This is a genomic window from Myxococcus sp. SDU36 (genome assembly GCF_030168875.1).
Classification (GTDB): domain Bacteria; phylum Myxococcota; class Myxococcia; order Myxococcales; family Myxococcaceae; genus Myxococcus; species Myxococcus vastator.
Window position 1 is genome coordinate 1,022,875 of the sequence record NZ_CP077414.1, and the last position, 24,321, is coordinate 1,047,195.

A 24,321-nucleotide genomic window follows, 5' to 3' on the forward strand; every position below is an offset into this window, starting at 1 on the left:
AGTCATGGCCACGCGGACGAAGAAGAAGGTGGAAGAGACGGAGGCGGCCGAGGAGAAGGCGCCCGCCAAGAAGGCCGCCGCCAAGAAGAAGCCTGCGGCCAAGAAGAAGACCGCCGCCAGGAAGAAGACGGCGGCCCGCCGCCGCACCAAGAAGGGCGACGAGGACGAACTCCCCTCCGTGGAAGCAGACGCGGAGGAGGAGGCCACGCCCCGTGGCAAGGGCCCGCATTACCTGGTCGTCGTGGAGTCTCCCGCCAAGGCGAAGACCATCAAGAAGTACCTGGGCTCCGGCTACACGGTGAAGGCCTCCGTGGGTCACGTGAAGGACCTGCCCAAGAGCAAGATGGGCGTCGACGTGGAGCACGACTTCCGGCCCGAGTACACGGTCATCAAGGGCAAGGAGAAGGTCCTCAACGAGCTCAAGAAGATGGCGAAGTCGGCCGACCGCGTCTTCCTGGCCACGGACCCCGACCGCGAGGGCGAGGCGATTGCCTGGCACATCAAGGAGGAGCTGGCGCATCCCGACGCGCTCCGGGTGACCTTCAACGAAATCACCAAGAAGGCCATCCAGGAAGCCATCGCCCAGCCGCGCCAGCTCAACCAGGACAACTACGACTCGCAGCAGACGCGCCGCATCCTCGACCGGCTGGTGGGGTATCAAATCTCCCCGCTGCTCTGGAAGAAGGTGCGCCGCGGCCTGTCCGCCGGCCGCGTGCAGTCCGTGGCGGTGCGGCTCATCGTGGAGCGCGAGGACGAAATCAAGGCCTTCGTCCCCGTGGAGTACTGGACGCTGGACGCGCTGCTGGAGGGCCCCTCCGGCCCTCCGCCGTTCAAGGCCAAGCTGTCCAAGCTGGACGGCAAGAAGGTGGAGCTGAAGGAGCGCGTCTTCACGGAGAGCCTGGTCGCCGAGCTCCAGACGGCCAACTTCGTCGTCGCCAAGGTGGACCGCCGCGAGCGCCGCCGCAACGCGCCCGCGCCGTTCATCACCTCCAAGCTCCAGCAGGAGGCGGCCAACCGCCTGTCCTTCACCGCGAAGAAGACGATGACGCTGTCGCAGCGCCTCTACGAAGGCGTGCCGCTGGGTGACGAGGGCCAGACGGCGCTCATCACATACATGCGCACGGACTCCACCCGTCTGTCCGACGACGCGGTGACGCAGGTGCGCGAGTTCATCGGCGGCAAGTACGGCAAGGACTTCCTGCCCGACGAGCCCATGGTGTACCGCAGCAAGAAGAGCGCCCAGGACGCGCACGAGGCCATCCGGCCCACGTCGCTGGAGTACCCGCCGGAGCGGGTGAAGCCCTTCTTCGAGGCCATGGGCGAGGAGGACATGTACCGCCTCTACGAGCTCATCTGGAACCGCTTCGTCGCGTGTCAGATGAAGCCCGCCGTCTATGACCAGACCAGCGCGGACATCGCCGCGGGCCGGGCCACCTTCCGCGCCTCTGGCAGCACGCTGAAGTTCGCCGGCTACCTGGCGGTGTACGGCGCCGGCCTGACGCCGGAGGAAGAGGCGGAGAAGGAGAAGGCCAAGGCCGCCGGTGACGACAACGCCGCGGAGGGCGCCGACGCCGTGGGCGAGCTGCCGGTGCTCAACGACGGTGACGCGCTGAACCTCCAGAAGCTGCTGCACGAGCAGCACTTCACCCAGCCGCCCCCGCGCTTCAGCGAGGCCACGCTGGTGAAGGAGCTGGAAGAGCGCGGCATCGGCCGTCCGTCCACCTACGCCGCCATTCTCTCCACCATCCAGGACAAGAAGTACGTGGAGAAGCTGGAGGGGCGCTTCCGGCCCACGGACCTGGGGAACATGACCAACGAGATGCTGGTCAAGCACTTCCCCCACGAGCTGGATGTCACCTTCACGGCGAGCATGGAGGAGAAGCTCGACCAGATCTCCGAGGGCGGCGCCAACTGGAAGGCGGTGCTGCGCGACTTCTACGGGCCCTTCAAGGAGACGCTCGAGAAGGCCGAAGCGGAGATGCGCGACGTCAAGCGGGAGGAGATCAAGACGGACATCCCCTGCGAGAAGTGCGGCAACCTCTTCGTCATCAAGTTCGGGAAGATGGGGCACTTCCTCGCGTGCTCGAACTACCCGGACTGCAAGAACACGAAGGACTTCAAGCGGGACGCCGAGGGCAAGATCGTCATGGTGGAGGAGGAGACCACCGACGAGATTTGCGAGAAGTGCGGCAAGCCCATGGTCATCAAGCGGGGCCGCTTCGGGCGCTTCCTGGCCTGCTCCGGCTACCCGGACTGCAAGACGTCCAAGCCCATCTCCATCGGCGTGTCGTGCCCGGAGTGCAAGGAGGGCTACCTGACGGAGCGCCGCAGCGGCCGTGGGAAGATCTTCTTCGGCTGCAACCGCTACCCGGACTGCAAGTTCGCCGCGTGGGACCGGCCCCTGGCCGAGCCGTGCCCCACCTGCGCGTCGCCCTACCTGCTCCAGAAGTTCTCCAAGCGGGACGGTCCGTACGTGGCGTGCCCCAACAAGGAGTGCGACTACCGGCGCGAAATCACCGAGCAGCCCGGGGGCCCGGGTGGGTCACCCGAAGCCTCCTCGGCTGCTTGAAAGCCCAGTAGTTACATGGGCATGGCCCGTCCTCGGCTTGACAGCCTTGGCGGGCCCGCCCTAGAAGTCCAGGCTGCTCCCTCCCCGGGAACGTCGAACGGGTGCCCGCATCCGCAGGGGCGCGCCCCGGGGGGCGGGCGTCGAAAGGACTCTGGGCGCAATGATTCCCTCGGTAAGCGAGCTGCTGCTGGATGTGACCCTCGCGGCCACGGAAGGGGGCAAGCTGGGCGTCACGGACTCCGTCATCAAGTTCTTCAAGGATGGCGGACCGTTCATGTTCGTGAACCTGTTCTGGCTGGCGTGCTCGCTGGCGGTCGCGCTGGAGCGCGTCGTCACCCTGGTGTTCCGCTACAACCTCAACGCGCCGCCCTTCATGGAGCAGATCGCCAAGCTGGTGCGCAGCGGCAACCTGGACCGCGCCGTGAAGGTGTGCGGCATGGCGCCCAACGCGCCGCTGGCCAAGGTGGTCCGCGCGGGCCTGGTGAACGCCAACCGCGGGGAGATTGAGGTCTCCAAGGCTGTGGAGGAGGCCATCGTCGAGCACAGCCCCAACGTGTCCAAGCGCATCCCCTGGCTGTGGTCCCTGGCGAACATCGCCACGCTGGTGGGGCTGGTGGGCACCATCTTCGGCCTCATCGGCACGTTCCAGGCGCTGGGCAACGTGCCGGCGGAGCAGAAGCAGGTGCTGCTGTCGGACGGCATCTCCAAGGCGATGAACAACACCGCCTTCGCGCTCTCCATCGCCGTCATCTGCATCGTCTTCCACCTGTTCCTCACGTCGTACGCGAAGAGCATGGTGGAGGGGATGGAGCTCTACGCGCTCAAGCTGGAGAACCTCCTGTCGCGCCGCGGTTCCGTGGACCCGGCCACCACGGAGCTCGAGGCGCGCGCGTCGTAGCGCGCACGGGCACGCGGCCATGGCGTTCCACTACTCCCGGCGCAAGCTGAAGGTTCGTGAGGAGGAAGAGGCGGGCGAGCTGAACATCGTCCCGTACCTCGACATCCTCATGAACCTCATCATCTTCATGCTGCTGTCCATCACCGGCCTGACGACGTTCGGCATCATCAACGTCAACGCCCCCGCCTACGGCGCGCCGACGACGGGCATGGCCCAGGAGAACCCTGATGACGCGCCCAAGCTGACGCTGTCCGTGCTCATCTCCAAGAAGGGGCACTTCGTCAGCAGTGAGAACGCCATCCTCGGCGAGGCGGGCACGCCCACCATCCCGGTGAAGGCGGACGGCGCGCACGACTTCAGCGCGCTCAACGCGAAGATGGTGGAGATCAAGTCCGCCTTCCCCAAGGAGACGAAGGTCATCGTGGGCGCGGACCCGGACGTCCCCTACGAGACGCTGACGCAGACGCTGGACGCCATCCGTGAGACGCAGGGCCGCGAGCGCCGGCTGCTGTTCCCGGACGTCACGCTGGGAGCCATCTGAGCCATGGACACGCCTGACGCGGAAGCCGTAGCGCGGCTGAGCTACCGCCGGGCCCTGGCGCGCAAGAAGCGCAAGGAGCGCGAGGCGGCGGGGGAGATCAAGGAGCTGAACATCACCGCGATGATGGACATGATGACCATCCTCCTGGTGTTCCTGCTCAAGTCCTTCGCCTCGTCGTCCGCGGCGGTGACGGCGTCCGAGGACGTGCGTCCGCCCGTGTCCTCCACGCGCGCCACGCCCAAGGACACCGTGGCCGTCACGATTACGCCCAGGAACGTGCTGGTGGGTGAGCGGGAAGTCCTGCGGCTGCGGAACGGTCAGTTCCCGGCCGACCAGCTCCAGGGGCGGCTGGTGCTGCCGCTGGACGCGCAGCTCAAGAAGGAAGTGGAGAAGCTGAAGTACATCGCCGCGCGCAACCCGTCCGCGCCCTTCAGCGGGGAGCTGTCCGTCATCGCGGACAAGAAGGTTCCCTACGACATGCTCCTCACCGTGCTCTACACGGCGGGGCAGAACGAGCTGGAGAACTACCGCTTCGTGGTGCTCCAGAAAGAGGGCGAGTAGCACGCTCCCGGGGTGGCGCCGGGAGCGCGCGCTCGCAGCGACTCAGAGGGACGGACTGGCCATGGGGCCGCCGCGCGTTTCGAGCTCGTGGATGCTGGCGTCCTCCTCGCAGCGGATGGCGAAAGGCAGGGCCTCCAGGCGTTCGATGGGAATCTCGAAGCCGCAGTCCACGCACTCGCCGAACACGCCCATCTCCATTCGGCGCAGGGCCGCGTCGATGAGCATGATTTCGCGCCGCTGCGATTCCATCAGGCTGGACAAGGTGTAGTCGGCCAGCTCGGACTGCGCGTTCTCTTCGTACTCGGGGTCCCGCTCCTGGTTCTTCAGGGCGGTGAGCTCGCGGTGCGCACCCTCGTTGGCGCTGAGGATCTCCCGACGGCGGCGCTGCAGGAGTTCACGGACCCGGTTCAGGTCCTGGATTCGGCGGGTGGCCATGGCTTCGGTACTCCCAGTCTTCGAGTTCAGTGGCGCTCGCCCGGATGCAGGCCGCCCCCGAGCGGCGAACGCGAGAAACGTAGGGGTCCAACCCAGGTAGGGAAACCGCGCCTTCCAGCCGGGGGCGAAGGCGGGCTGCTGGGCAGCCGGCCAGGCGTGAGTCCGGAGCGAAAGCGTGGGGTTGCACACGGCTGAATCGACGCTGGGCCAGGGCGTGTCAGTCCTGCTAACAGTTGCTGGACGGCCCCGCGGCGCGGGCCTGGAGGAAGCGGATGGCGGATCAGAAGCAGCGGGTGACGGTGATTGGCGGCGGGCTGGCGGGGACGGAGTGCGCCTACCAGCTCGCCCGCCGCGGGGTGCCGGTGGTGCTGCGGGAGATGAAGCCCCAGAAGCGTTCGCCCGCGCACAAGTCGGACGCGCTGGCGGAGCTGGTGTGCAGCAATTCGCTGCGCTCGGACAACCCGGAGAGCGCCATTGGCCTGCTGCACGCGGAGCTGCGCGCGCTGGGCTCGCTGGTGCTGGGCGCCGCGGACGCGAACCGGGTGCCCGCGGGTGACGCGCTGGCGGTGGAGCGCGAGCGCTTCTCCGCCGCGGTTACGCAGTCCCTGCTGCGCCTGCCCGGCGTGGAGCTGGTGGCCGGCGAGGTGGAGCGCCTGCCCGAAGAGGGCCCGGTGGTGATTGCCACGGGGCCGCTCACGTCGGACGCGCTGACGCGGGAGCTGGAGCGCCACGTGGGGACGAAGCTCTACTTCTATGACTCCATCGCGCCCATCCTGTCGGCGGACTCCATCGACATGAACGTGGCGTTCCGCCAGAGCCGCTACGGCAAGGGCGGCGGGGACGACTACCTCAACCTGCCGATGACGAAGGACGAGTACTACCGCTTCATCGCCGAGGTGAAGGCGGGCCAGAAGGTGGTGCCGCACGCTTTCGAGGAACCCAAGTACTTCGAAGGGTGTCTGCCCATTGAAGTGATGGCCGAGCGTGGCGACGACACCCTGGCCTACGGGCCCATGAAGCCGGTGGGCCTGCGAGATCCGCGCACGGGCCAGGAGCCCCACGCGGTGGTGCAGCTGCGCATGGAGGACGTGGGCGGCACGTCCTGGAACATGGTGGGCTTCCAGACGCGGCTGACCTGGGGTGAACAGAAGCGCATCTTCAGCGGCTTCATCCCCGGACTTCAGCAAGCGGAGTTCCTCCGGATGGGGCAGATCCACCGGAACACCTTCATTGACTCGCCCCGGCTGCTGGCGAAGGACTTGTCGCTGAAGACGGAGCCCCGGCTCTACTTCGCGGGGCAGGTCTCCGGCGTGGAGGGCTACGTGGAGAGCGCGGCGTGTGGATACCTGGTGGCGTTGGCGCTGCATGCCCGGCTGACGGGGACGGACTTCGTGCCGCCGCCGGCCACCACGGCGATGGGCGCGCTGCTGCGGCACGTGACGGGGGAAGCGCACCCGCCGGACTACCCGCACCAGCCCTCCAACATCATCTTCGGCATCTTCCCGCCGATTACCGGGCGGATGAAGAAGGCGGAGAAGCGCGCGGCGTATTCGGCGCGAGCGAAGCAGGACCTGGCGGCATGGCTGCCGCACGCGGGCGTCCCGGCGGCGGGCGCCCCCGAGCACGATGACCAGAGGAGCGCATGATGCGGATGCGGCAGGGGCGGCTGTGGACCGCGGGCCTGGTGGCCTCGCTGGTGATGGCGGGCACGGGCTGCAAGCAGGGTGAGAATGGCGGATCGGAGGCGCCGGGCGTGAAGCGCACCAAGGCCGCCGCGACGGCGGAGAAGCCGACTCCGCCCGGTGCCCCTGGCGCGGGGCAGGGCACGCTGCTGGCGTCGGGCCGCGTGACGGACCTGCGGGTGACGCCGGATGGCCGCTTCGCCACGTACCTGGTGAATGGGAAGAAGCCCGCGCTGGACGGCATTCCGCCGCAGATGGTGCTGGGCGAGCTGTACGTGGTGCCCGTGGAAGGCGGCGAGCCGCGCAAGCTGGGCGAGGGCGTGACGAACGTCCCGGGCGGCCAGTTGGTGGCGCCGGGTTCGAAGCACGTCCTCTTCGTCACCGGCTACAACCCGGCGACGCAGTCGGGCGCGCTGAACGTGGCGTCGCTGGAGGACGCGAAGGCGGCGCCCGTCGTGCTGGGCACGGCGGTCAGCTACATGCTGCCCAGCCCGGATGGGACGAAGCTGGCCTACGTGGATGGCGGCAAGCTGAAGCTGGGCACGCTGCCGTCAGGGCCCTTCACGGACGTGGCGGCGGAGGTCAGCACGGCCCAGTTCACCCCGGACGGCAAGACGCTGCTCTTCAAGCGGCGGCTGTCCGCGGCGGGGGGCCTGGCGGCCATCTCCGTGGAGAAGCCAGACGCGCCGCCCGTCAAGGTGGGGGACCAGGTGGGGGACTACGAGGTCTCCCCGGATGGGCAGCGCGTGGCCTTCCAGGTGCGCAGCGAGTCGGTGCGGGGGTTGTATGACTTGTACCTGGCGGCGCTGCCGGAGCTGAAGGCGACGCGGCTGGCGGTGGCCTCGGGCGTGTTTGCCTTTTCGCCCGACAGCAAGTGGCTGGCACGCACGGAGAATGGCAGGCCGAACGTGCCTGGGGACCTGCACCTGGGCCCGGCGACGGGCGGCGCGGGGCGCAAGCTGGGCGTGCAGGTGGAGAAGCTGGCCTTCTCGCCGGACTCGCAGGCGGTGGGCTTCCTGGAGAAGTATGACTCGACGGCGAACGCGGGGCTGATGTCGGTGGCCGCGCTGCCGGACGGGAAGACGAAGCAGGTGGGGGGTCGGGTGCCCAACTTCGTCTGGGGCTCGGATGGGCGCTACGTGGCGTTCCTCTCGCGCATCCTCAAGCCCGCGTACTCGGTGGACCTGATGCTGTACACCCTGGGTGAGGAGCGGGCGGCGAAGGTGCAGCAGGGCGTCTTCGGCTATGGCTTCACGCCGGGCAACGGGCAGGTGGTGTTCCGCTCCAACTGCATCCGCAATGGGCGCTCGTGTGACTTCATGGCCATGGACCTGCCCCGTCAGGCGGACCCCCGCACGTGGCTGCAGGGCATCTTCAGCTACAAGCTGTCCGAGGACGGCCAGCGGGTGCTCGTCACGTATGCCCGCATGGACTCGGACACCTATGACGTGGCGGTGTACGACGTGAAGACGCAGGCGCGGAAGACGCTGGACCAGGGCGTCCAGGTGCCGGTGTCCTTCGGGGGCAAGGATGACTCGCTTGCCGTGTACGCGATTACGCAGGGCCCGAAGGCAGGCATCTACAGCGTCCCCGCGACGCCGTAGTTTTTGACTGTTGAGGTTCGTGCGCTTCGCCGGGCGGTGTGCTTACTTCCGCCGCCCGAATGGCTCCGCTCATCTATCGCCGCTACGGCGGCTCGCTCCAGGTCGACATTCCCTCCTTCGATGTGCTGGTGGAGGCGATCCGCATCCCAGAAACGCAGTGGATTGCCACGGCGTGCCCGTTGGAGGGCTTGAGCTGTGATCCTCGCCTGCTGACGTTGATGGACGCGGACGGCAACGGCCGCATCCGCGTGGCGGAGGTGCGCGCGGCGGTGGACTGGGCGGCCCGGCAGCTCAAGGACCGGCGCGGCGCGGACGCTGCCAGTGACGTGCTGGAGCTGGACGCGCTCAGCGAGGAGGCGCGGCCCCTGCGCGGCGCGGCGGAGAGGATTCTCCGGACGCTGAAGGCGACGGACGTGGGGCGCATCTCCCTGGCGCAGGTGCGTGAGAGCGAGAAGGCCCTGCGCGAGTCCGGGCAGAACGGAGATGGCATCATCGCGCCCGCGCACCTGCCCGAGCACCTGCGGCCCCTGGCCCAGGAGCTGATGGCCAGCTTCTCCGCGCTGACGAACCGGGCGGGGCAGGCGGGCGTGGACTCGACGCTGGTGAAGCGCTTCCGCGAGGAGCGCGCGGCGCTGCTGGCGCACCGGGAGAAGCAGGGCGCCGCGTTCGTCTGGGGTGACGTCAGCCTGGAGACGGCGAAGCGCGTGCGCGACGTGGCGCCGCTGCTGGATGCGTACTTCGTGCAGTGCCGGCTGGTGGCCGCGCAGCCCGAAGCAGCGGCGAGCCTGCGGCTGCGCGCGGAGCGGGTGGAGGGCGCGCTGGGTGACGTGGCGGCGCTGGGGAAGGCGGCGGGCGACCTGCCTGTTGCCCCGCCGGATGCGTCGGGCGTGCTGGAGTGGTCCCGCCTCCTGCGCGGACCCGCGTACGAGGCGCTGGAGGCGTTCCGGACGGACGTCGCCACGCCGATGACGGGGGATTCGCAGCGGCTGTCGGACTCGACGTGGCGGGCGCTGGCGGCGAAGGCGGACGGCGTGCTGGCGTGGCAGGCGCAGCTCGAGGCGAGCCCGGTGCGCAAGCTGATGGACACGCTGCCGTCGGTTTCTGACGCGGACCTGGATGCCCTGGACGCGGCGAGCGCGGCGGACCTCGCGCTCAAGCCCACGCTGGACGCCATCAACGAGTTGGAGCGGCTGGTGCTCTACCAGCGCTGGCTGCTGCTGTTCACGAACAACTTCATCAGCATGCCCAGCCTCTACATGCCCAAGCGGTCGGCGCTGGTGGAGCGAGGGACGCTCATCCTGGGCGGGCGCAAGTACACGCTGTCGGTGCTGGTGACGAACCGGGCCGCGCACTCCGCGCTGACGTCATTGGGGACCACCTGCATCCTCTACGTCCAGGTGGCGCCGAAGGACGGAGCGCCCGGGTACGAAGTGGCGGTGCCGGTGACGAGCGGCCGGAGCACGGAGCTCGCGGTGGGCAAGCGGGGCGTCTTCTACGACGTGGCCGGCGTGGAGAGCGACGCCATCGTGACGCAGGTGGTTCGTCAGCCCGTGTCGCTGTGGGAGGCGATGACCATGCCCTTCACGCGCATCGGCGCGTTCATCACCAAGAAGGTGGAGGGCCTGGCGTCGGCGGGCGAGAAGACCTTCGATACGACGCTGGAGCAGGGCTACACGAACGCGACGAACGCGCCGCCGGTGGCGACTCCTCCCGCGGGAGCGGCGCCTGCTGCCGCGGCGGCGCCCGCGGGGGGCGGCCTGGCGGGCATCGTGGCGGCGGGCGGCCTGGCGGCGGCGGCGCTGGGGTCGTCCTTCGCGTTCATCATGACGCAGGTGAAGTCGCTGACGCTGGTGGACCTCATCTCCGCGGCGACGCTGATTGCCATCGTGGTGATGGCGCCCGCGGGGTTGCTGGGCTGGCTGAAGCTGCGCCGGCGCAACCTTGCGCTGCTGCTGGAGGGCTCGGGCTGGGCGTTGAATGACCGGCTGATGCTGACGCCGGAGCTGTCCTCGCTGGTGACGCGCCGTCCGAAGCTGCCGGCGAACGCCCGGGTGGACCGCATGGACATGGTGCGTTCGGCGCTGGCTCGGCAGCAGGAGCACGATGAGGCGGAGGGCCCGTCTGGCTGGATGAAGCTGGCCGTCACCCTAGCGGTGATTTTCGTGCTGCTCTGGCAGGTCCGGATTCCGCTGCTGACCTGGTTCTGCCACGCGGGCTGGTTGTCGCAGGACACGTGCCTGGCGGTGCTGCCGTCCCAGCCGGAGCCGGCTCCGGCGGCGGTCGCGCCTGCCGCGGCTCCTGCCAAGGCGCCGTAGCTCCACCGCGAATCTTGCAAGGATTTCTCCGGCCCGTAGGCTCGTCCCCGATGACGAGCCTGTCGCCGCTGCTGGAGAAGTTCCGCGCCCACCTGGAGGACGAGAAGGGCTCGTCCCCGCACACGGTGCGCAACTACCTCATCGACCTGGTGGACTACGAGCGCTACCTGGTGGAGCGGATGAAGCTGTCGCTCCTGTCGGGGACGCACGCGGCGATTCGTGGCTACCTGGGCACGTTGAGCACCGACCACGCCCCAGCGAGCCGGGCGCGGCGGCTGGCGAGCATCAAGTCGTTCTACAAGTACCTGGTGCGGCAGAAGCTGCTTCCCGCGAGCCCAGCGAAGCTGGTGAAGAGCCCGAAGCTGCCGAAGACGCTGCCCAAGGTGCTGCCGGTGGAGGAGGTCTTCGCCATCCTGGACATGCCCGACCTGAAGACGGTGCTTGGGCTGCGGGACAAGGCGATTCTGGAGCTGCTCTACGGTGGCGGCCTGCGTATCAGTGAGCTGTGCGGGTTGGGCCTGCTGGACATCGACCGGAGCGGACGCATCGTCCGGGTGATGGGCAAGGGGAGCAAAGAGCGGCTCGTGCCCGTGAATGCGCAGTCCATCCGGGCGTTGGAGGCGTACCTCGCGCGGCGGGGTGAGCTGCTGGCCACGATTCGGAAGGACCAGGCGCCGGAGGCGATGTTCCTCAACTTCCGGGGTGGGAGGCTGACGCCTCGGAGCATCGCGCGGCACCTGGACACGTACGTGCTGAAGTGCGCGCTGACGCGGAAGGTGAGCCCGCACGCGATGCGCCACTCCTTCGCCACGCACCTGCTGGGCGGCGGCGCGGACATCCGCAGCATCCAGGAACTGCTGGGCCACTCGAGCCTGTCCACCACACAGCGGTATACCCAGGTGACGTGGGAACAGCTCCAGCAGGTCTACGACTCCGCGCATCCGCGGGCCTGATGCGAGCGGCGAGCCACTGTCGGACTGGGGACCTCATTTCCACTGCATCTGAGTGTACATATGGGTCGACAGATTTCAGTCTGTCTTGCAGGCCGGGATGTTGAAACGCTGGAGTTGGAGCTCGGAAAACGGGAGCCGTTCCGCGTCATTGGAGGCACGTCGGCTGAGCCAGCCGCACGCAGCGTCCCAGAGGGACTTGGAGGACGAAGTCTCGTTTTCTTGGCCAGGGCCGACGACCTTCCACATCTTCAGTTCAGCGCCCTTCCGACTATGGGCGGTTGCTGTGTGGACTTGTTTGGTTCGCCAGTCGTGGAGTTTATCCCGTGTGTTGTTGTGGGCTCAGAGATGCGAGCAGGAAGGTTCTATTTCAAGGCTCAGCAATACGAGGGAACGCAGTTGGTGAAGAAGCCTGAGGCGTTCTTGGCGTGGGCCAGTTGGGTCATGTCTCGGTGCATGAAGGTACTGGCGTACGACCGTGCGACAAGTACGTACTGGGGTGCGGATGCGGCTCGATTACGTGATTCAGGAAGATTGACCTTGATCTCCGCCTGGGCGCCGTTCCGGCAGGCGGAGCTCCCCGGTCGCCGGTGTAATGGCGAAAAAGGAACTCGGTGATGGAGAAGACTGGTTTTGTGAAGGTCTATTTTCAGTTGGTGCAAGATGAGGATGACTACCCGCCTGCATCTGTCGAGTCGGTGTGGGCTCAGCCTGGTTCAGGTGTGCATGTGTTTGTTGTTGGTAATGTGCCCTTTTTTACTCGGGATGCCACGCTGGGAGATGTGGTTTTGACGAGAGAGGTGGATGGGCAGTTTTGGTTTGAGAAGGTGCTTGAGTATTCGGGAAATTCGCTCATTCGGGTTGCTTTTTATAATCGTGAATTGATTGAGGGGGTGCGCAAGGGCCTTGTTGCTTTGGGATGTGAAATTGAGTTCGCAGAGCAGTACGGCCTCCTTGCAGTCAGCGTTCCCGCGTCAGTGAACCTGAGTGACGTGCAGGAGTATCTGCAGAATCAGGCAAAAGGCGGGGAACTCGAGTACGAGGAACCAATCCTTATGCAGTAGAACGGGCTCGGAAAGTTCAGCCCCGGCGCTTTGCATCAGTTGGCGCCGGTGGCTGGACTTTTCGATGATGTAACGTACGTGTCCGGCCCAATGGCCTGAACGGCTGCTCGGCTTGAGCTGGAATGGGCGCTCACTTTCGCCGGAATACGCAACTCGTCCCAGTCTTGCTTCGTCCCGGTCCTCGCGGCGCACTTGCTCGTATATCTGGCCATGCAGCGTGGCCTGCCGCTGGCCCTGGGGCGGCGTAGAGGTAGCGAAACCCCACGCGCGGTGGCATAGCTGCTCGATGTGACCCCTCCCGCGCTCATCACCCTTGGCGTCCTCGCCGTCTCCCTGGTGCTCTTCGTGAGCGACCGGGTGCGGCTGGACATCGTGGCGTTGCTCGCGCTGCTGTCGCTCCTCCTCTTCGACATCCTTCCGGTGGATGAGGCGCTCGCGGGTTTCAGCAACCCGGTGGTCATCATGCTCGTGGGGCTCTTCGTGATTGGCGGCGCCATCACGGAGACGGGACTGGCGGGGTGGCTGGGGCAGCGGCTGGGGCACCTCGCTGGGGAAGGGGAGGGGCGCACCATCGCCGTGGTGATGCTGGCCACCGCCGTACTGTCCGCGTTCATGAGCTCCACCGGGACGGTGGCCATCCTGATGCCGGTGGTGGGGACGCTCGCCCTTCGGCGCGGAATCCCGCCCGCTCGCATCTTCCTGCCCTTCGCGTTCGCCGCCCACCTGGGCAGCATGCTGACGCTCATCAGCACCCCACCGAACCTCATCGCGAGCGGGGCGCTCCGGGACGCGGGCCATGAGCCGTTCCGCTTCTTCACCTTCTTCCCCATCGGCGTGGTGATGCTCGCCGCGGGCATGCTGTTCCTCATCTTCGTCGGCAAGTACCTGCTGCCCTCGGCGGCGCAGGGGCAGGCCGCGGCGCAGGCCGTGCTGTCGCCCGAGGACTTCGCCAGTGAGTACGGCCTGGGGACGTTGCTCCATTCTCTCCGCGTCCCCCGTGGCTCGAAGCTCGTGGGCCGGACGCTCGGCGAGGCCAACCTCCGCTCCGCGCACGCGGTGAACGTCGTGGGCATCTCGTCGGCGGGCGCGGCGCATCCCGTGGTGCCGCACCGCCCCTTCGGACCGGACGAAGTCCTCGTCGTCCAGGGCCATGAGGAGGCCGTCGCCGCGACGGTGGAGCACTGGGGCTTGGAGCGGCTCCCGTCCCTGCAGTCCCTGTCACTGCCTCCCGAGGAGTCGCTCGCGGAGGTGGTGATTCCCCGCCGCTCGGCGCTGGCGGGCCGGACGCTCGGGGAGGCACGCTTTCGTGACCAGTTCCGGGCCACGGTGCTCGCGATTCGCCGGGGCACGGACGCGGTGGTGGATGCCTCCTCTCCCGCCCTCAAGGACTTCACGCTGCGGCGCGGCGACACCCTGCTCGTGAAGGGCCGCAAGAAGCACCTGCGCAACCTGTCCGAGGCCCGAAGGGACCTCATCCTGCTCGCAGAACCCGACCCGCGGACCGACCGCCTCGCGGACCCGCGCAGGGCGGCGCTCGCGGTCGTCATCACCCTGGCGATGTTGACGGTGATGGCCCTGGGCCTGCTGCCCAACGTGGTCGCCGTGCTGCTGGCGGCGGTGGCCATGGTGCTCACGGGCTGCGTGCGCTCCGCGGACGTCTACCGCACGGTCAACTGGGAGAGCGTGGTGCTCATCGCCGGGATGTTCCCGCTGGCCACCGCGCTGGAGCGGACCGGCGTGACGCAGTTGGCGGTAGCGGGCCTGGAGGGGCTCTTCTCGGGCGCCAGCCCTCACGCCGTATTGGCGGTGCTCGCCATCGTGACGTCCACCCTGGGCCTGTTCATCTCCAATACGGCAACCGCCGTCCTCGTTGCCCCCGTGGCCCTCCGCATCGCGGAGTCAATGGCGCTTCGGCCCGAGCCGCTGTTGATGGGGGTGGCCATCGCCGCGTCGGCGGCGTTCGCCACGCCCATCGCGTCGCCCGTGAACACGCTGGTCATGAGCCCCGGAGGCTACCGGTTCGCCGACTACGCCCGGGTGGGCATCCCGCTCCAGGTGCTCATCGTCGCGCTGGCGGTGCTGGTGGTGCCGTGGGTGCTCCCTTTTTGAAGTCTGCGAGCAGACAGCCAGTCACTGTTCCTTGGAAACGCCGCGCCCGGCTTGTTAAACCCCGGGTCCTATGTTCCACGGCACCACCATCCTCTGCGTGCGGCGCGACGGGAAGGTCGCCATCGCCAGCGACGGCCAGGTCTCCCTCGAAAAGACCGTGATGAAGAACACGGCGAAGAAGGTCCGCCGGCTGGGCGAAGGCCAGGTGCTCGCCGGCTTCGCGGGCAGCACCGCGGACGCCTTCACGCTCTTCGAGCGCTTCGAGACCAAGCTCAAGGAGCACCAGAAGAACATGGCCCGCGCCTGCGTGGAGCTGGGCAAGGACTGGCGCACCGACCGCTTCCTCCGCCGGCTGGAGGCGCTCCTCATCGTCGCTGACAAGGAGAAGACGTTCATCCTCTCCGGCGCGGGCGACGTGATTGAGCCCGACTACGGCATCGCCGCGGTGGGCAGCGGCGGCCCCTACGCCTTCGCCGCCGCGCGCGCCCTCATGGCGCACACCCAGATGTCCGCTCGCGACGTGGTGCACCAGTCGCTCACCATCGCGGGTGAAATCGACATCTACACCAACGCCAACATCTCCATCGAAGAGCTCTAGGAGACACCCCCCGTGGCCGAATCGCGCAAGTTGTCCGCCTTCACGCCTCGCGAGGTCGTCAGCGAGCTGGACCGCTACATCGTCGGGCAGGACGCCGCCAAGCGCGCCGTCGCCATTGCCCTGCGCAACCGGTGGCGCCGCCAGCAGGTCAACGACGACCTGCGCGACGAAATCCACCCGAAGAACATCATCATGATTGGCCCCACCGGCGTGGGGAAGACGGAGATTGCCCGCCGCCTGGCGAAGCTCGCGCAGGCGCCCTTCGTCAAGGTGGAGGCCTCCAAGTTCACCGAGGTCGGCTACGTCGGCCGCGACGTCGAGTCGATGATTCGCGACCTCGTCGAGGCCGCCATCGCGCTGGTCCGCGAGGAGGAGACCGAGAAGGTCGGCCCCCGCGCCGAGGAGCTGGCCGAGGACCGCCTGATTGAGCTGATGCAGGGCAACGGCGTGAAGGCGTCGTCCGCGACGCCGCCGTTCGGCTTCGCCCCGCCGCCACCCCCACCGGCCCAGCGGGTCAGCGACACCGCGCGAGAGAAGTTCCGCGCGCAGCTCCGCGCCGGCACCCTGGATGACGTGGAGGTGGAGGTGGAGACCGCGGAGTCCTCGCCCACCTTCATGCGCGGCTTCTCCGGCCAGGGCATGGAGGAGATTGGCGTCAACCTCCAGGACCTCTTCAAGAACATGCCGGGCATGAACAAGACGCGTCGCCGCCGTGTGCGCGTGCCCGAGGCGCTCCAGCTCCTGCGCAAGGAAGAGGCCGCCAAGCTGGTGGACCCCGACCGCGTCCAGCGCGAGGCCGTGGTCCGCGCCGAGATGAACGGCATCATCTTCATCGACGAAATCGACAAGATCGCCAGCCGCGAGGGCGGCAAGGGCGGCGGCGGCCCGGACGTGTCCCGGGAGGGCGTCCAGCGGGACATCCTCCCCATCGTCGAGGGCTCCACCATCAACACCAAGTACGGCGTGGTGAAGACGGACCACATGCTCTTCATCGCCGCGGGCGCCTTCCACGTCTCCAAGCCCAGCGACCTCATCCCGGAGCTGCAGGGCCGCTTCCCCATCCGCGTGGAGCTGGAGCCCCTGACGGGCGAGGACCTGGTCCGAATCCTCCGGGAACCGAAGAATTCACTCCTGCGACAGTACACGGCGCTGCTCGGCACCGAAGGTGTGCGGCTGTCCTTCACCGACGACGCGGTGACGGAGCTGGCGCGTATCGCCCAGCAGGCCAACGAGCGCACGGCGAACATCGGCGCCCGGCGGCTGCACACCATCCTGGAGCGACTGCTGGACGAGGTGTCCTTCTCCGCCAGTGAGCTGGGCCCCCGGGATTTCCAGGTGGACGCCGCCTACGTGCGTGAGCGCCTGGCCGCCATCGTCCAGGATGAGGACCTGTCGCGCTACATCCTGTAGCGCGCTATATGCGGAGGGGCACCGTACCGCACGAAGGATGACTGCCTTGTCGCACTCCGAGCCTTCCCCCTCCGCATCGTCCGACGCTTCCACTGACGCCCTGGTCCAGAAGGCGAAGCGCCACCTGCTGCAGAACTACAAGCAGCCGCCCTTCGTGCTGGTCCGGGGCCAGGGGACGCGCGTCTGGGACACGGAGGGCCGCGAGTACCTGGACCTGATTGGTGGCATCGCCACGTGCGCGCTGGGCCACTGCCACCCGGACGTGGTGGCCGCCGCGAAGGCGCAGCTCGACTCGCTGTGGCACGTCTCCAACGCGTTCTATTCGCAGCCGCAGATTGACCTGGCCGCGCAGCTCACCGAGTGGTCCGGCCTGTCGCGCGCGTTCTTCTGCAACTCGGGCGCGGAGGCGAACGAGGCGCTGCTCAAGCTGACGCGCAAGGTGATGAAGGACCGCGGCACGCCGGCGCGCTTCGAGGTCATCTCCTTCGACAGCAGCTTCCACGGCCGCACCCTGGCCACCGTCACCGCCACCGGCCAGACGAAGTACCAGAAGGGCTTCGAGCCGCTGCCCGCCGGCTTCACCCATGTGCCCTACGGCGACCTCGAAGCGGTGCGCGCGGCCGTGGGCCCGGCGACCGCCGCCATCCTCGTGGAGCCCATCCAGGGGGAGGGCGGGGTGCGAGTGGCGCCCCAGGGCTTCCTCGCTGGGCTGCGCGCGCTGTGTGACGAGCATGGGCTGCTGCTGCTGGTAGACGAAGTGCAGACGGGCATGGGGCGCACCGGCAAGCCGTTTGGCTTCATGCACGAGGGCATCGTCCCGGACGGCATCAGCGTGGCCAAGGCGCTGGGCAACGGCCTGCCCATTGGCGCCATGCTCTGCAAGGACGAACTGGGCGCCAGCCTCACGCCGGGCACCCACGGCTCCACCTTCGGTGGCAACCCGGTGGCCGCGGCCGCCGCCAACGCCGTGGTGCGCATCCTCCGCCGTCCCGGCTTCTTGGACGAGGTCCAGGAGAAGGGCGCCTACCTCATCGCCCGGGCGCGTGAGCTCCAGGGCCGGCTGCCCGCGGGCCGCATCCAGGCCGTGCGCGGCCAGGGGCTGCTGCTGGGCGTGGAGCTGGATTGCGAGGTGGCGCCCGTCATCGCCCGACTGCGTGGGGAGGGGCTGCTGGTGAATGCCGCTGGCGAGCGCACCCTGCGCTTCGCGCCGCCCTTCATCGTCACCGAGCGCGAGCTGGACGAAGGCCTGTCCATTCTTGAGCGCGTGCTCGCCAGCAACTGACGGGCGTGGCCGTCTTCCCTCTCTTGGAGTCAGGATTCACGGACGTTTGACGCCCTGCGTCCGGAACCCTAGTCTGAAAACTCCGGAAGTCTTTCCTCGGACCGTCACTGTGAGTGCGCCAAACACGATCATCGGGCTGGGGGCCCTGACGGATCACCTCGCCACGGTGCCCCAACTGGATGCGGCTCGCCTTCAGCTCACCGCGGAAGAGGGCGCGGTGCTCCAGCTCGTGGGGCGCGTGGAGCGCATCGACCAGGTGCTGGCGCGCTCCAAGCTGGGCGAGCCGCGCACCATCGCCGTGCTGCTGGCGCTGCGGGCCAAGGGCGCCATCGTCCCCGCGCGGGTGGTGCCTCGGGGCGCGCCCGCGCCCGTGGTGGACGCGGCCATGGCGGAGGCCGTGGACCTGGAGCCGGAGCGGAAGAAGGAAATCATCGAGTTGGAGCGCTCGCTCGACGCGATGGACCACTTCGCCGTGCTGGGGCTGAAGCCCGGGGCGCCGGCGGCGGAGGTGAAGCAGGCGTACTACAACGCCTCGCGCCGCTTCCATCCGGACCGCTACTTCGGGAAGAACCTGGGCAGCTTCCGCGCCCGCATGGAGCGCATCTTCCGGCGCCTCACGGACGCGCACAACGTGCTCATGCAGCCCGACAAGCGCGAGGCCTACCTGCGCGCGAACCCGGCGCTGGCGCAGGCTGAACGCGCCGCCGCGCCGCCACCACCCGCCGCGCCGCCGCCTCCCGCGCCCGCGCAGCAGCTCCTGACGCCAGAGCCGCCGCCGGTGCATCAGGTTTCACCGCCTCCCCCCGCGCCCCGTCCGCCCGTGGCGTCCAGTCGGCCCTCGTCCATTCCGCCGCCGTCGCGTCCGCTGGCGCCGCCGCCGGAGGATGGCGCGTCCGACGCGCGCCGGGCGGAGCGGCAGGCCCGGTTGGCCCGGCATCCCTACCTGGCCCGCACCGGCCGGCTGGCCGAGTTCATGGCCCGGGGCAAGGCCGCCATCGCCAACGGTGAATGGGAGCGGGCCTATCACGACTTCCACCAAGTCCAGACGATGGACCCGAAGAACCGCGAAGCCGCGCTTCTCCTGGTCAAGGCGCGCCGGGGGCATGACTCGCAGCGGGCGACCATCGAGGTCGCTCGGGGGCGGGAGATGGAGCAGCACGGCGACACGCAGGGGGCCATGGCGGCCTACCGTCTCGCCTGCTCGCTGGACGACCAGAACGCCGAGGCCGCCTGGCGCTGCGCCCGCCTGAGCCACCTGCTGGGGCAGGATGCAGCCGAAAGCCGAGGGCTGGCGCAACGCGCCGTGGACCTGGACCCCGCCAGGGTCGAGCACCATCTGACGCTGGGAAAGGTGCTGTTGGACGCCGGATCGAAGAAACTCGCCAAGCGGGCCTTCGAGGATGCGGCGAAGCTGGCCCCGGACAACGCGGAAGCGAAGGCGGCGCTCAAGAAGCTGCGCTGGACGTTCTAGGAGTGAGTACGGTTCCCCATGGCTGAGCCCGAACCCCTCATTGGCATCGACCTGGGAACGACGAACAGCATCGTCGCCACCGTCCAGGACGGCCAGCCCGTCGTCATCAAGAACCGCACGGGGCAGGGGCTCACGCCCTCCGTCGTGGCCATGGCGAAGAATGGCAAGCGGCTGGTGGGCAGCATCGCCAAGCGGCAGGCCATCACCAATCCGCAAGAGACGGTGTACGCGGCGAAGCGGCTCATCGGCCGGAAGTTCTCTTCGCACGAGGTGCAGGACTCGCTGCGCGCGCTGCCCTACGAGGTGGTGGCCGGGCAGCACGACGACTTGCGCATCCGCATGGGCGGCAAGGACCTGTCCGTCCCCGAAATCAGCGCCATGATTCTCCAGGAGCTGAAGGCGGACGCGGACGCGCACTTCGGCCGGCCCGTCACCAAGGCCGTCATCACCGTGCCGGCCTACTTCAACGACGCCCAGCGCCAGGCCACCAAGGACGCCGGCCGCATCGCCGGGTTGGACGTGCTGCGCATCATCAACGAGCCCACGGCGGCGGCGCTGGCCTACGGCTTCGGCCGCACGGTGAACGGGCGCGTGGCGGTGCTGGACCTGGGCGGCGGCACCTTCGACGTGTCCGTGCTGGATATCTCCCAGGGCGTCTTCGACGTGGTGGGCACCGGCGGTGACACCTACCTGGGCGGCGAGGACTGGGACAACCGCATCATCGAATGGCTCGTCTTCGGCTTCGCGAAGGAGCACGGCATCGACCTGCGCAAGGACCGCATGGCGTTGCAGCGGCTCAAGGACGCGGCGGAGAAGGCCAAGGTGGAGCTGTCCAGCGTGCGCGAGGCGGGGCTCAACCTGCCCTTCATCTCCACGCCGCCCGGCGGCGGGGCGGCGCTGCACCTCCAGGCCACGCTGAGCCGCGAGAAGCTGGAGGACCTGACGTCCGACCTGGCGGAGCGCGTGGTGGGGCTCACCACCGAGGTGCTCGGCGAGGCGGGCGTGCGCGCCTCCGAGCTCAAGGAGGTCATCCTCGTGGGCGGCATGTCGCGCATGCCGCAAGTCGTGGAGGCCGTGCGCGGCTACTTCCGCCGCGAGCCGTGCAAGGGCGTCCACCCGGACGAGGTGGTGGCGCTGGGCGCGGCGATCCAGGCCCACGCGCTGGTGCAGGCGGAGCACGAGCTGCTCCTGCTGGACGTGACGCCGCAGAGCCTGGGCGTGGCCATCGCCGGGGGCTCCGTGCGCCGGCTCATCCCCAAGAACACCACCGTGCCCACGTCCGCCACGGAGGTGTTCGCCACGTCGAAGGACTTCCAGCGCCTGGTGAAGATCATGGTGATCCAGGGCGAGCACGACCTGGCGCATCAGAACGAGCTCTTGGGCGAGTTCGTCCTCACCGGCCTGCGGGAGGCGCCGCGGGGCCAGGTGGAGATTGACGTCACCTTCGACATCAACGCGGAGGGCATCGTCTCCGTGCACGCGAAGGACCGGGAGACGGGGCTGCGCCAGTCCATCACCGTCACCGCGTCCAGCGGCCTCACGGAGGAGGAGCTCCAGCGCATCATGGACGAGCAGCGCGGCTACCTCATCGCCGCGCGGGCGTCCGAGGAGCTGAAGACGCGGCGCATGGAGCTGGACTCGCTGGCGCGCGACGTGGTGGACGCGCTGACGCGGGCGCGGCTGGTGCCGGGCGGGGGGGGCCTGGCGCCCGACGTGATGCCTCGCGCGGAGCAGGTGCTGGAGCATGCGCGTGCGGTCCGCGCGGGCGAGGACGTGGCGGCGCTGGGCCGCGCGTTTGAACTGCTCACGGGATGTCTGGCGCAGCTCAAGGGCCCGGCGCCGAGCGGCACGGGGCGGTAGATGAGCAGCCAGCGCGCGAACCAGCTCATCGAGGCAGGACTGTGGCTGCGCCTCAGCGGCGATGCCCAGGGAGCGCGGCGGCTCTTCGAGCGCGCGCTGGAGCTGGATCCAACCAACACCCGCGCCCGGGAGTACCTGGCGGACGCCGCGGGTGCGCCGTCACGGGGCGCGGCGACGCCGTTCGAGCGGCCTCCGGAGCTGGAGTCTTCGCTGGGGCGGCTGCCTCCCACCGACGCGGACCTGCCCTCCTCACCGGCGCTGGAAGGCGACTGGGGCGCATGGGCGGAGGGGCAGGGCGGCCCCTCGGAGGGCGGTGGCAAGTCACCCTCGGCGGGCGTCGTCCTTCCGGAGGCGCTGGAAGGCACGCCGGCGGACGTGCTGGAGCTGCTGTCGCGCGACGTGGTCATGGAGTTCGACGAGCCCGTCATCCAGACGAAGGGGGACACCGACGAGTTCGGCATCCCCGAGGGCCACACCCAGGAGTTCGGCCTCCCCGTGGTGGAGAGCGAGCTGGACCTGCTCCTGCGCGGGGCCGAGGACCTGCTGGAGCTGGATGACCACTCCGGGGCGGTGGACCTGCTCTTCAAGGCGAAGGAGCTGGCGCCGTCCGACGTCCGCGTGGAGTCGCTGCGCGCGCGCAGTGAGCGGATGCTGATGGCCCGGCTGGAGTCCAAGCTGGGGGACCTGGGCCGGGTGCCCGCGGTGCGCCTGCAGCCGGACGACATCATCTGGCTCAACCTGGACCACCGCGCCGGCTTCGTGCTGGCGCAGATTGACGGCTCGGTGAGCTACGAGGACCTCTTCTCGCTGTCGGGGATGACGCGGCTGGACACCGCGCGCATCCTCGTCCAGCTCATCGATGAGGGCGTCATCTCCGCGGGCTGACGGCTAGCCGCGGATGATGGCTGACCACGTGCCCTTCACCACCAGGGCGCCGTGCTGGTTGCGCGACTCGCTGGTGACGACGACGAAGCCCATGCGGGCGCGCTCGTAGAGGTCCGCGATGCGGCCGGTGGTCGTCATCACGTCGCCGGGGCGCATGACGTCCAGGAACTCCAAGTCCTGCTCACCGTGCACCAGCATCTGCATGTTGATGTTCAGCGCGGGGTCCGCGATGGCGGCGCTGAAGGGGCGGATGGCGAAGACGACGGCGAAGCTGGGGAAGGCGATGAGGCCCCCATGCGGCCCCGCCTGGGCGGCCTGCGCGTCGTAGAGGAGCGGGCTGACGTGCGCGGGGGGCTCGCCCGGCGTCCCGGCGCCCGGCTTCGCGCCGCCGACGGCGAGCGTGAACTCGCGCAGCTTCTCCTCGCCCAGCGTGTAGCGATACGGGCCGTACTCACGGCCAATGAATTGCTTGTCGAGCGCCATGGCCGTTACCCGATGAAGGCTTCGACGACGGCGCCCTTGAGGACGTCCTCGCCGCGCTGGTTGGTGGCGGAGACCTCCGCCGTGAGCCGCCCGTCCTGGACGGAAGTGACGCGGCCCTGGAAGGTAATCGTGTCCTCGGGCCGCACCGGGCGCGAGAAGCGCGCCTTCACGCGGCGGACCCGACCCGGGTCCTCCACGAAGCCGGCGATGGCTTCCACCACCCAGCCCAGGGTGCACAGCCCCTGGAGGATGTTGCCGTTGAGCCCGGCGGCGGTGCCTGCCTCCGGGTCGATGTGGATGGGGTTGTAGTCCCCCGAAGCGCCCGCGTAGTAAATCGGCCGGTACCGGTCGCACTCGCGGACGTGCGTGAACGTGTCGCCTGGCTGGTAGGTGCGTGGCATGGGAGCCGTGGATCTACCACGGCTGGCCCCCGCGCGGGCTCAGGGACGCTCCGCGTCGGGTGCGCCGCCCTGATCCAACGGGTCGTCCTCGTCCGAGCCCTCACGGCGCTTGCGGTACTGCTCCCGCACGTAGGCCACGAGCTGATCCAGATAGGCCGACAGGGGAGGGCACCGCACGCCGGTGCCGTCCAGCAGCTCCAGCGTGTTGTGGCAGTTGTAGATGGCCAGGTGGTTGACGTAGCTGATGGCGGCGCGCTGCGGGCGGGCCAGCTTCTCCAGCAGCGGCAGCCGCAGCATGACGTCCGCGGCCCGCGCGGAGAGGTTGAAGCGCGGCAGCTTCTTGTTCGACTTCTCCGCGATGAGCTCGTACACGCGGCGCGCGCTCATCGGGTTGGGGTCCACCAGGTGGAAGGTGTTGCCCTGGGCGCGCGGGTCCTTCGACAGGCGCCACACCGCCTCCACCACGTAGTCCACCGGCACCACGTTGAGCGGCGCCACGCCGTTGCCCGGCAGGGGCAGGGGCACCACCAGCGGCGACGTCACCAGCAGGATGCCCAGGTAGTAGGGCCCCTCGAAGCGGTCAATCTCCCCCGTGCGGGAGTCCCCCACCACGCTGGAGGGCCGGAAGACGGTGATGGGCACGGTGGCGCCCGCGCGCTGCACCAGCCGCTCCGCCTGGAACTTCGTCTCCTCGTAGGCGTTGCGGAAGCCCTGGCCCCGGTCCAGCTCGTCCTCGGCGATGACGCCCAGGCGGTCCCCGGACACGTAGCAGGTGGAGAAGTAGTTGAAGCGCGTGAGCTTCCCGCAGTCCCGGGCCAGCTCCAGCAGGTTGCGGGTGCCGTCCACGTTGACCCGCCAGGCCGTCTCCTTGGCCACGCCCAGCTGGGCCACCGCCGCCAGGTGGAAGATGTCCGTCACCCGCTCGCACAGGCGCTGGTACTCCTCGCCCGACAGGCCCAGGTGCATGTCCACCACGTCACCGGTGAGCAGCTCCACCTTGGCGCCCTTCACCCGGGCGGCGTGCTGCTGGGCTTCCTTGAACGACTTGGGCTGCACCAGCGCGTAGATGTGCCCCTTCGGGTCCTCACGGGCGATGTGCTCCACCAGCCGCTTGCCGATGAACCCCGGGTAGCCGGTGAGGAAGTACGTTCCGGCCGTGGCCTTCTTGCGCGTCTCGCTCATGCGGCGCGCAGCATACCCGGC

The 24,321-nt window shown here is 68.7% G+C and carries 20 protein-coding genes; 16 read left to right on the top strand and 4 right to left on the bottom strand.

The genetic code is table 11. The features are described from left to right. Window positions 1-4: 4 nt before the first annotated feature. The 4 genes from topA to KGD87_RS04160 all read left to right on the top strand — a co-directional run bounded on the left by topA (window position 5) and on the right by KGD87_RS04160 (window position 4,569). Window positions 5-2,569, top strand: a complete 2,565-nt coding sequence (gene topA, locus KGD87_RS04145; RefSeq protein ID WP_284666248.1) for a type I DNA topoisomerase — start codon at window positions 5-7, stop codon at window positions 2,567-2,569. A gap of 160 nt (window positions 2,570-2,729) precedes the next feature. Further along, the gene (locus tag KGD87_RS04150; protein ID WP_284666249.1) at window positions 2,730-3,467 is read left to right on the top strand and encodes a MotA/TolQ/ExbB proton channel family protein; all 738 of its coding nucleotides are present in this window, start codon (window positions 2,730-2,732) and stop codon (window positions 3,465-3,467) included. A gap of 19 nt (window positions 3,468-3,486) precedes the next feature. Next, the gene (locus KGD87_RS04155) at window positions 3,487-4,008 is read left to right on the top strand and encodes an ExbD/TolR family protein (RefSeq protein ID WP_284666250.1); all 522 of its coding nucleotides are present in this window, start codon (window positions 3,487-3,489) and stop codon (window positions 4,006-4,008) included. A gap of 3 nt (window positions 4,009-4,011) precedes the next feature. Beyond that, window positions 4,012-4,569 carry an ExbD/TolR family protein gene (locus tag KGD87_RS04160; protein ID WP_284666251.1) on the top strand — a complete coding sequence of 186 codons (558 nt, stop codon included), beginning with the start codon at window positions 4,012-4,014 and terminating at the stop codon, window positions 4,567-4,569. A 42-nt stretch (window positions 4,570-4,611) separates the two neighbouring features. Here KGD87_RS04160 and KGD87_RS04165 read toward each other — a convergent pair whose 3' ends face one another. Further along, the gene (locus tag KGD87_RS04165) at window positions 4,612-5,004 is read right to left on the bottom strand and encodes a TraR/DksA family transcriptional regulator (RefSeq protein WP_176418576.1); all 393 of its coding nucleotides are present in this window, start codon (window positions 5,002-5,004) and stop codon (window positions 4,612-4,614) included. 272 nt (window positions 5,005-5,276) lie between these two features. On the opposite strand from KGD87_RS04165, the gene trmFO reads away from it, so the two are divergent. The 12 genes from trmFO to KGD87_RS04225 all read left to right on the top strand — a co-directional run bounded on the left by trmFO (window position 5,277) and on the right by KGD87_RS04225 (window position 22,234). After that, window positions 5,277-6,650, top strand: coding sequence for a methylenetetrahydrofolate--tRNA-(uracil(54)-C(5))-methyltransferase (FADH(2)-oxidizing) TrmFO (trmFO, locus tag KGD87_RS04170; protein WP_284666252.1), 1,374 nt, complete (start codon window positions 5,277-5,279; stop codon window positions 6,648-6,650). Next, on the top strand, window positions 6,647-8,290 hold the full coding sequence (locus KGD87_RS04175; protein WP_284666253.1) for a TolB-like translocation protein: 1,644 nt from the start codon (window positions 6,647-6,649) through the stop codon (window positions 8,288-8,290). The genes trmFO and KGD87_RS04175 overlap by 4 nt, the downstream gene beginning before the upstream one ends. 59 nt (window positions 8,291-8,349) lie before the next feature. Continuing rightward, a complete protein-coding gene (locus KGD87_RS04180; protein ID WP_284666254.1) occupies window positions 8,350-10,605 on the top strand; it encodes a kinesin in 2,256 nt (751 codons plus the stop codon). 50 nt (window positions 10,606-10,655) lie between these two features. After that, window positions 10,656-11,558 (top strand): tyrosine recombinase XerC, encoded by a 903-nt coding sequence (locus KGD87_RS04185; protein WP_284666255.1) that lies wholly within the window; start codon window positions 10,656-10,658, stop codon window positions 11,556-11,558. A gap of 614 nt (window positions 11,559-12,172) precedes the next feature. Continuing rightward, window positions 12,173-12,619: a DUF4265 domain-containing protein gene (locus KGD87_RS04190; RefSeq protein WP_284666256.1), complete on the top strand. Its 447-nt coding sequence runs from the start codon at window positions 12,173-12,175 to the stop codon at window positions 12,617-12,619. A gap of 288 nt (window positions 12,620-12,907) precedes the next feature. Beyond that, window positions 12,908-14,728 (top strand): SLC13 family permease, encoded by a 1,821-nt coding sequence (locus KGD87_RS04195; protein ID WP_284666257.1) that lies wholly within the window; start codon window positions 12,908-12,910, stop codon window positions 14,726-14,728. A 70-nt stretch (window positions 14,729-14,798) separates the two neighbouring features. Further along, entirely contained in the window at window positions 14,799-15,326 is a 528-nt protein-coding gene (hslV, locus tag KGD87_RS04200) for an ATP-dependent protease subunit HslV (protein ID WP_176418569.1), read from the top strand. Between the two features lie 12 nt (window positions 15,327-15,338). Then, window positions 15,339-16,736 carry an ATP-dependent protease ATPase subunit HslU gene (hslU, locus tag KGD87_RS04205; protein ID WP_176418568.1) on the top strand — a complete coding sequence of 466 codons (1,398 nt, stop codon included), beginning with the start codon at window positions 15,339-15,341 and terminating at the stop codon, window positions 16,734-16,736. Window positions 16,737-16,773: 37 nt separating this feature from the next. Further along, complete coding sequence (locus tag KGD87_RS04210; RefSeq protein ID WP_284666258.1) at window positions 16,774-18,018, top strand: acetylornithine transaminase; 1,245 nt, start codon at window positions 16,774-16,776, stop codon at window positions 18,016-18,018. Between the two features lie 109 nt (window positions 18,019-18,127). Then, window positions 18,128-19,489, top strand: a complete 1,362-nt coding sequence (locus KGD87_RS04215; protein WP_284666259.1) for a J domain-containing protein — start codon at window positions 18,128-18,130, stop codon at window positions 19,487-19,489. An 18-nt stretch (window positions 19,490-19,507) separates the two neighbouring features. Next, the gene (gene dnaK, locus KGD87_RS04220; protein WP_284666260.1) at window positions 19,508-21,349 is read left to right on the top strand and encodes a molecular chaperone DnaK; all 1,842 of its coding nucleotides are present in this window, start codon (window positions 19,508-19,510) and stop codon (window positions 21,347-21,349) included. After that, a complete protein-coding gene (locus tag KGD87_RS04225; RefSeq protein WP_284666261.1) occupies window positions 21,350-22,234 on the top strand; it encodes a tetratricopeptide repeat protein in 885 nt (294 codons plus the stop codon). It begins immediately after the preceding gene. A gap of 3 nt (window positions 22,235-22,237) precedes the next feature. Here the strand turns inward: KGD87_RS04225 and KGD87_RS04230 are convergent, their stop codons facing one another. The 3 genes from KGD87_RS04230 to KGD87_RS04240 are packed head-to-tail and all read right to left on the bottom strand — an operon-like array spanning window position 22,238 to window position 24,300. After that, complete coding sequence (locus tag KGD87_RS04230) at window positions 22,238-22,717, bottom strand: FAS1-like dehydratase domain-containing protein (RefSeq protein ID WP_284666262.1); 480 nt, start codon at window positions 22,715-22,717, stop codon at window positions 22,238-22,240. Between the two features lie 5 nt (window positions 22,718-22,722). Beyond that, entirely contained in the window at window positions 22,723-23,118 is a 396-nt protein-coding gene (locus tag KGD87_RS04235; protein ID WP_163784430.1) for a MaoC/PaaZ C-terminal domain-containing protein, read from the bottom strand. A 39-nt stretch (window positions 23,119-23,157) separates the two neighbouring features. Further along, window positions 23,158-24,300 (bottom strand): SDR family oxidoreductase, encoded by a 1,143-nt coding sequence (locus tag KGD87_RS04240; protein ID WP_284666263.1) that lies wholly within the window; start codon window positions 24,298-24,300, stop codon window positions 23,158-23,160. Window positions 24,301-24,321: the final 21 nt, after the last annotated feature.

Bases quoted from the DNA above. Each gene is read 5' to 3' on its own strand.
- topA (WP_284666248.1), top strand. From the start codon at position 5: ATGGCCACGCGGACGAAGAAGAAGGTGGAAGAGACGGAGGCGGCCGAG.
- KGD87_RS04150 (WP_284666249.1), top strand. From the start codon at position 2,730: ATGATTCCCTCGGTAAGCGAGCTGCTGCTGGATGTGACCCTCGCGGCC.
- KGD87_RS04155 (WP_284666250.1), top strand. From the start codon at position 3,487: ATGGCGTTCCACTACTCCCGGCGCAAGCTGAAGGTTCGTGAGGAGGAA.
- KGD87_RS04160 (WP_284666251.1), top strand. From the start codon at position 4,012: ATGGACACGCCTGACGCGGAAGCCGTAGCGCGGCTGAGCTACCGCCGG.
- KGD87_RS04165 (WP_176418576.1), bottom strand. From the start codon at position 5,004: ATGGCCACCCGCCGAATCCAGGACCTGAACCGGGTCCGTGAACTCCTG.
- trmFO (WP_284666252.1), top strand. From the start codon at position 5,277: ATGGCGGATCAGAAGCAGCGGGTGACGGTGATTGGCGGCGGGCTGGCG.
- KGD87_RS04175 (WP_284666253.1), top strand. From the start codon at position 6,647: ATGATGCGGATGCGGCAGGGGCGGCTGTGGACCGCGGGCCTGGTGGCC.
- KGD87_RS04180 (WP_284666254.1), top strand. From the start codon at position 8,350: ATGGCTCCGCTCATCTATCGCCGCTACGGCGGCTCGCTCCAGGTCGAC.
- KGD87_RS04185 (WP_284666255.1), top strand. From the start codon at position 10,656: ATGACGAGCCTGTCGCCGCTGCTGGAGAAGTTCCGCGCCCACCTGGAG.
- KGD87_RS04190 (WP_284666256.1), top strand. From the start codon at position 12,173: ATGGAGAAGACTGGTTTTGTGAAGGTCTATTTTCAGTTGGTGCAAGAT.
- hslV (WP_176418569.1), top strand. From the start codon at position 14,799: ATGTTCCACGGCACCACCATCCTCTGCGTGCGGCGCGACGGGAAGGTC.
- KGD87_RS04210 (WP_284666258.1), top strand. From the start codon at position 16,774: ATGACTGCCTTGTCGCACTCCGAGCCTTCCCCCTCCGCATCGTCCGAC.
- dnaK (WP_284666260.1), top strand. From the start codon at position 19,508: ATGGCTGAGCCCGAACCCCTCATTGGCATCGACCTGGGAACGACGAAC.
- KGD87_RS04225 (WP_284666261.1), top strand. From the start codon at position 21,350: ATGAGCAGCCAGCGCGCGAACCAGCTCATCGAGGCAGGACTGTGGCTG.
- KGD87_RS04230 (WP_284666262.1), bottom strand. From the start codon at position 22,717: ATGGCGCTCGACAAGCAATTCATTGGCCGTGAGTACGGCCCGTATCGC.
- KGD87_RS04235 (WP_163784430.1), bottom strand. From the start codon at position 23,118: ATGCCACGCACCTACCAGCCAGGCGACACGTTCACGCACGTCCGCGAG.
- KGD87_RS04240 (WP_284666263.1), bottom strand. From the start codon at position 24,300: ATGAGCGAGACGCGCAAGAAGGCCACGGCCGGAACGTACTTCCTCACC.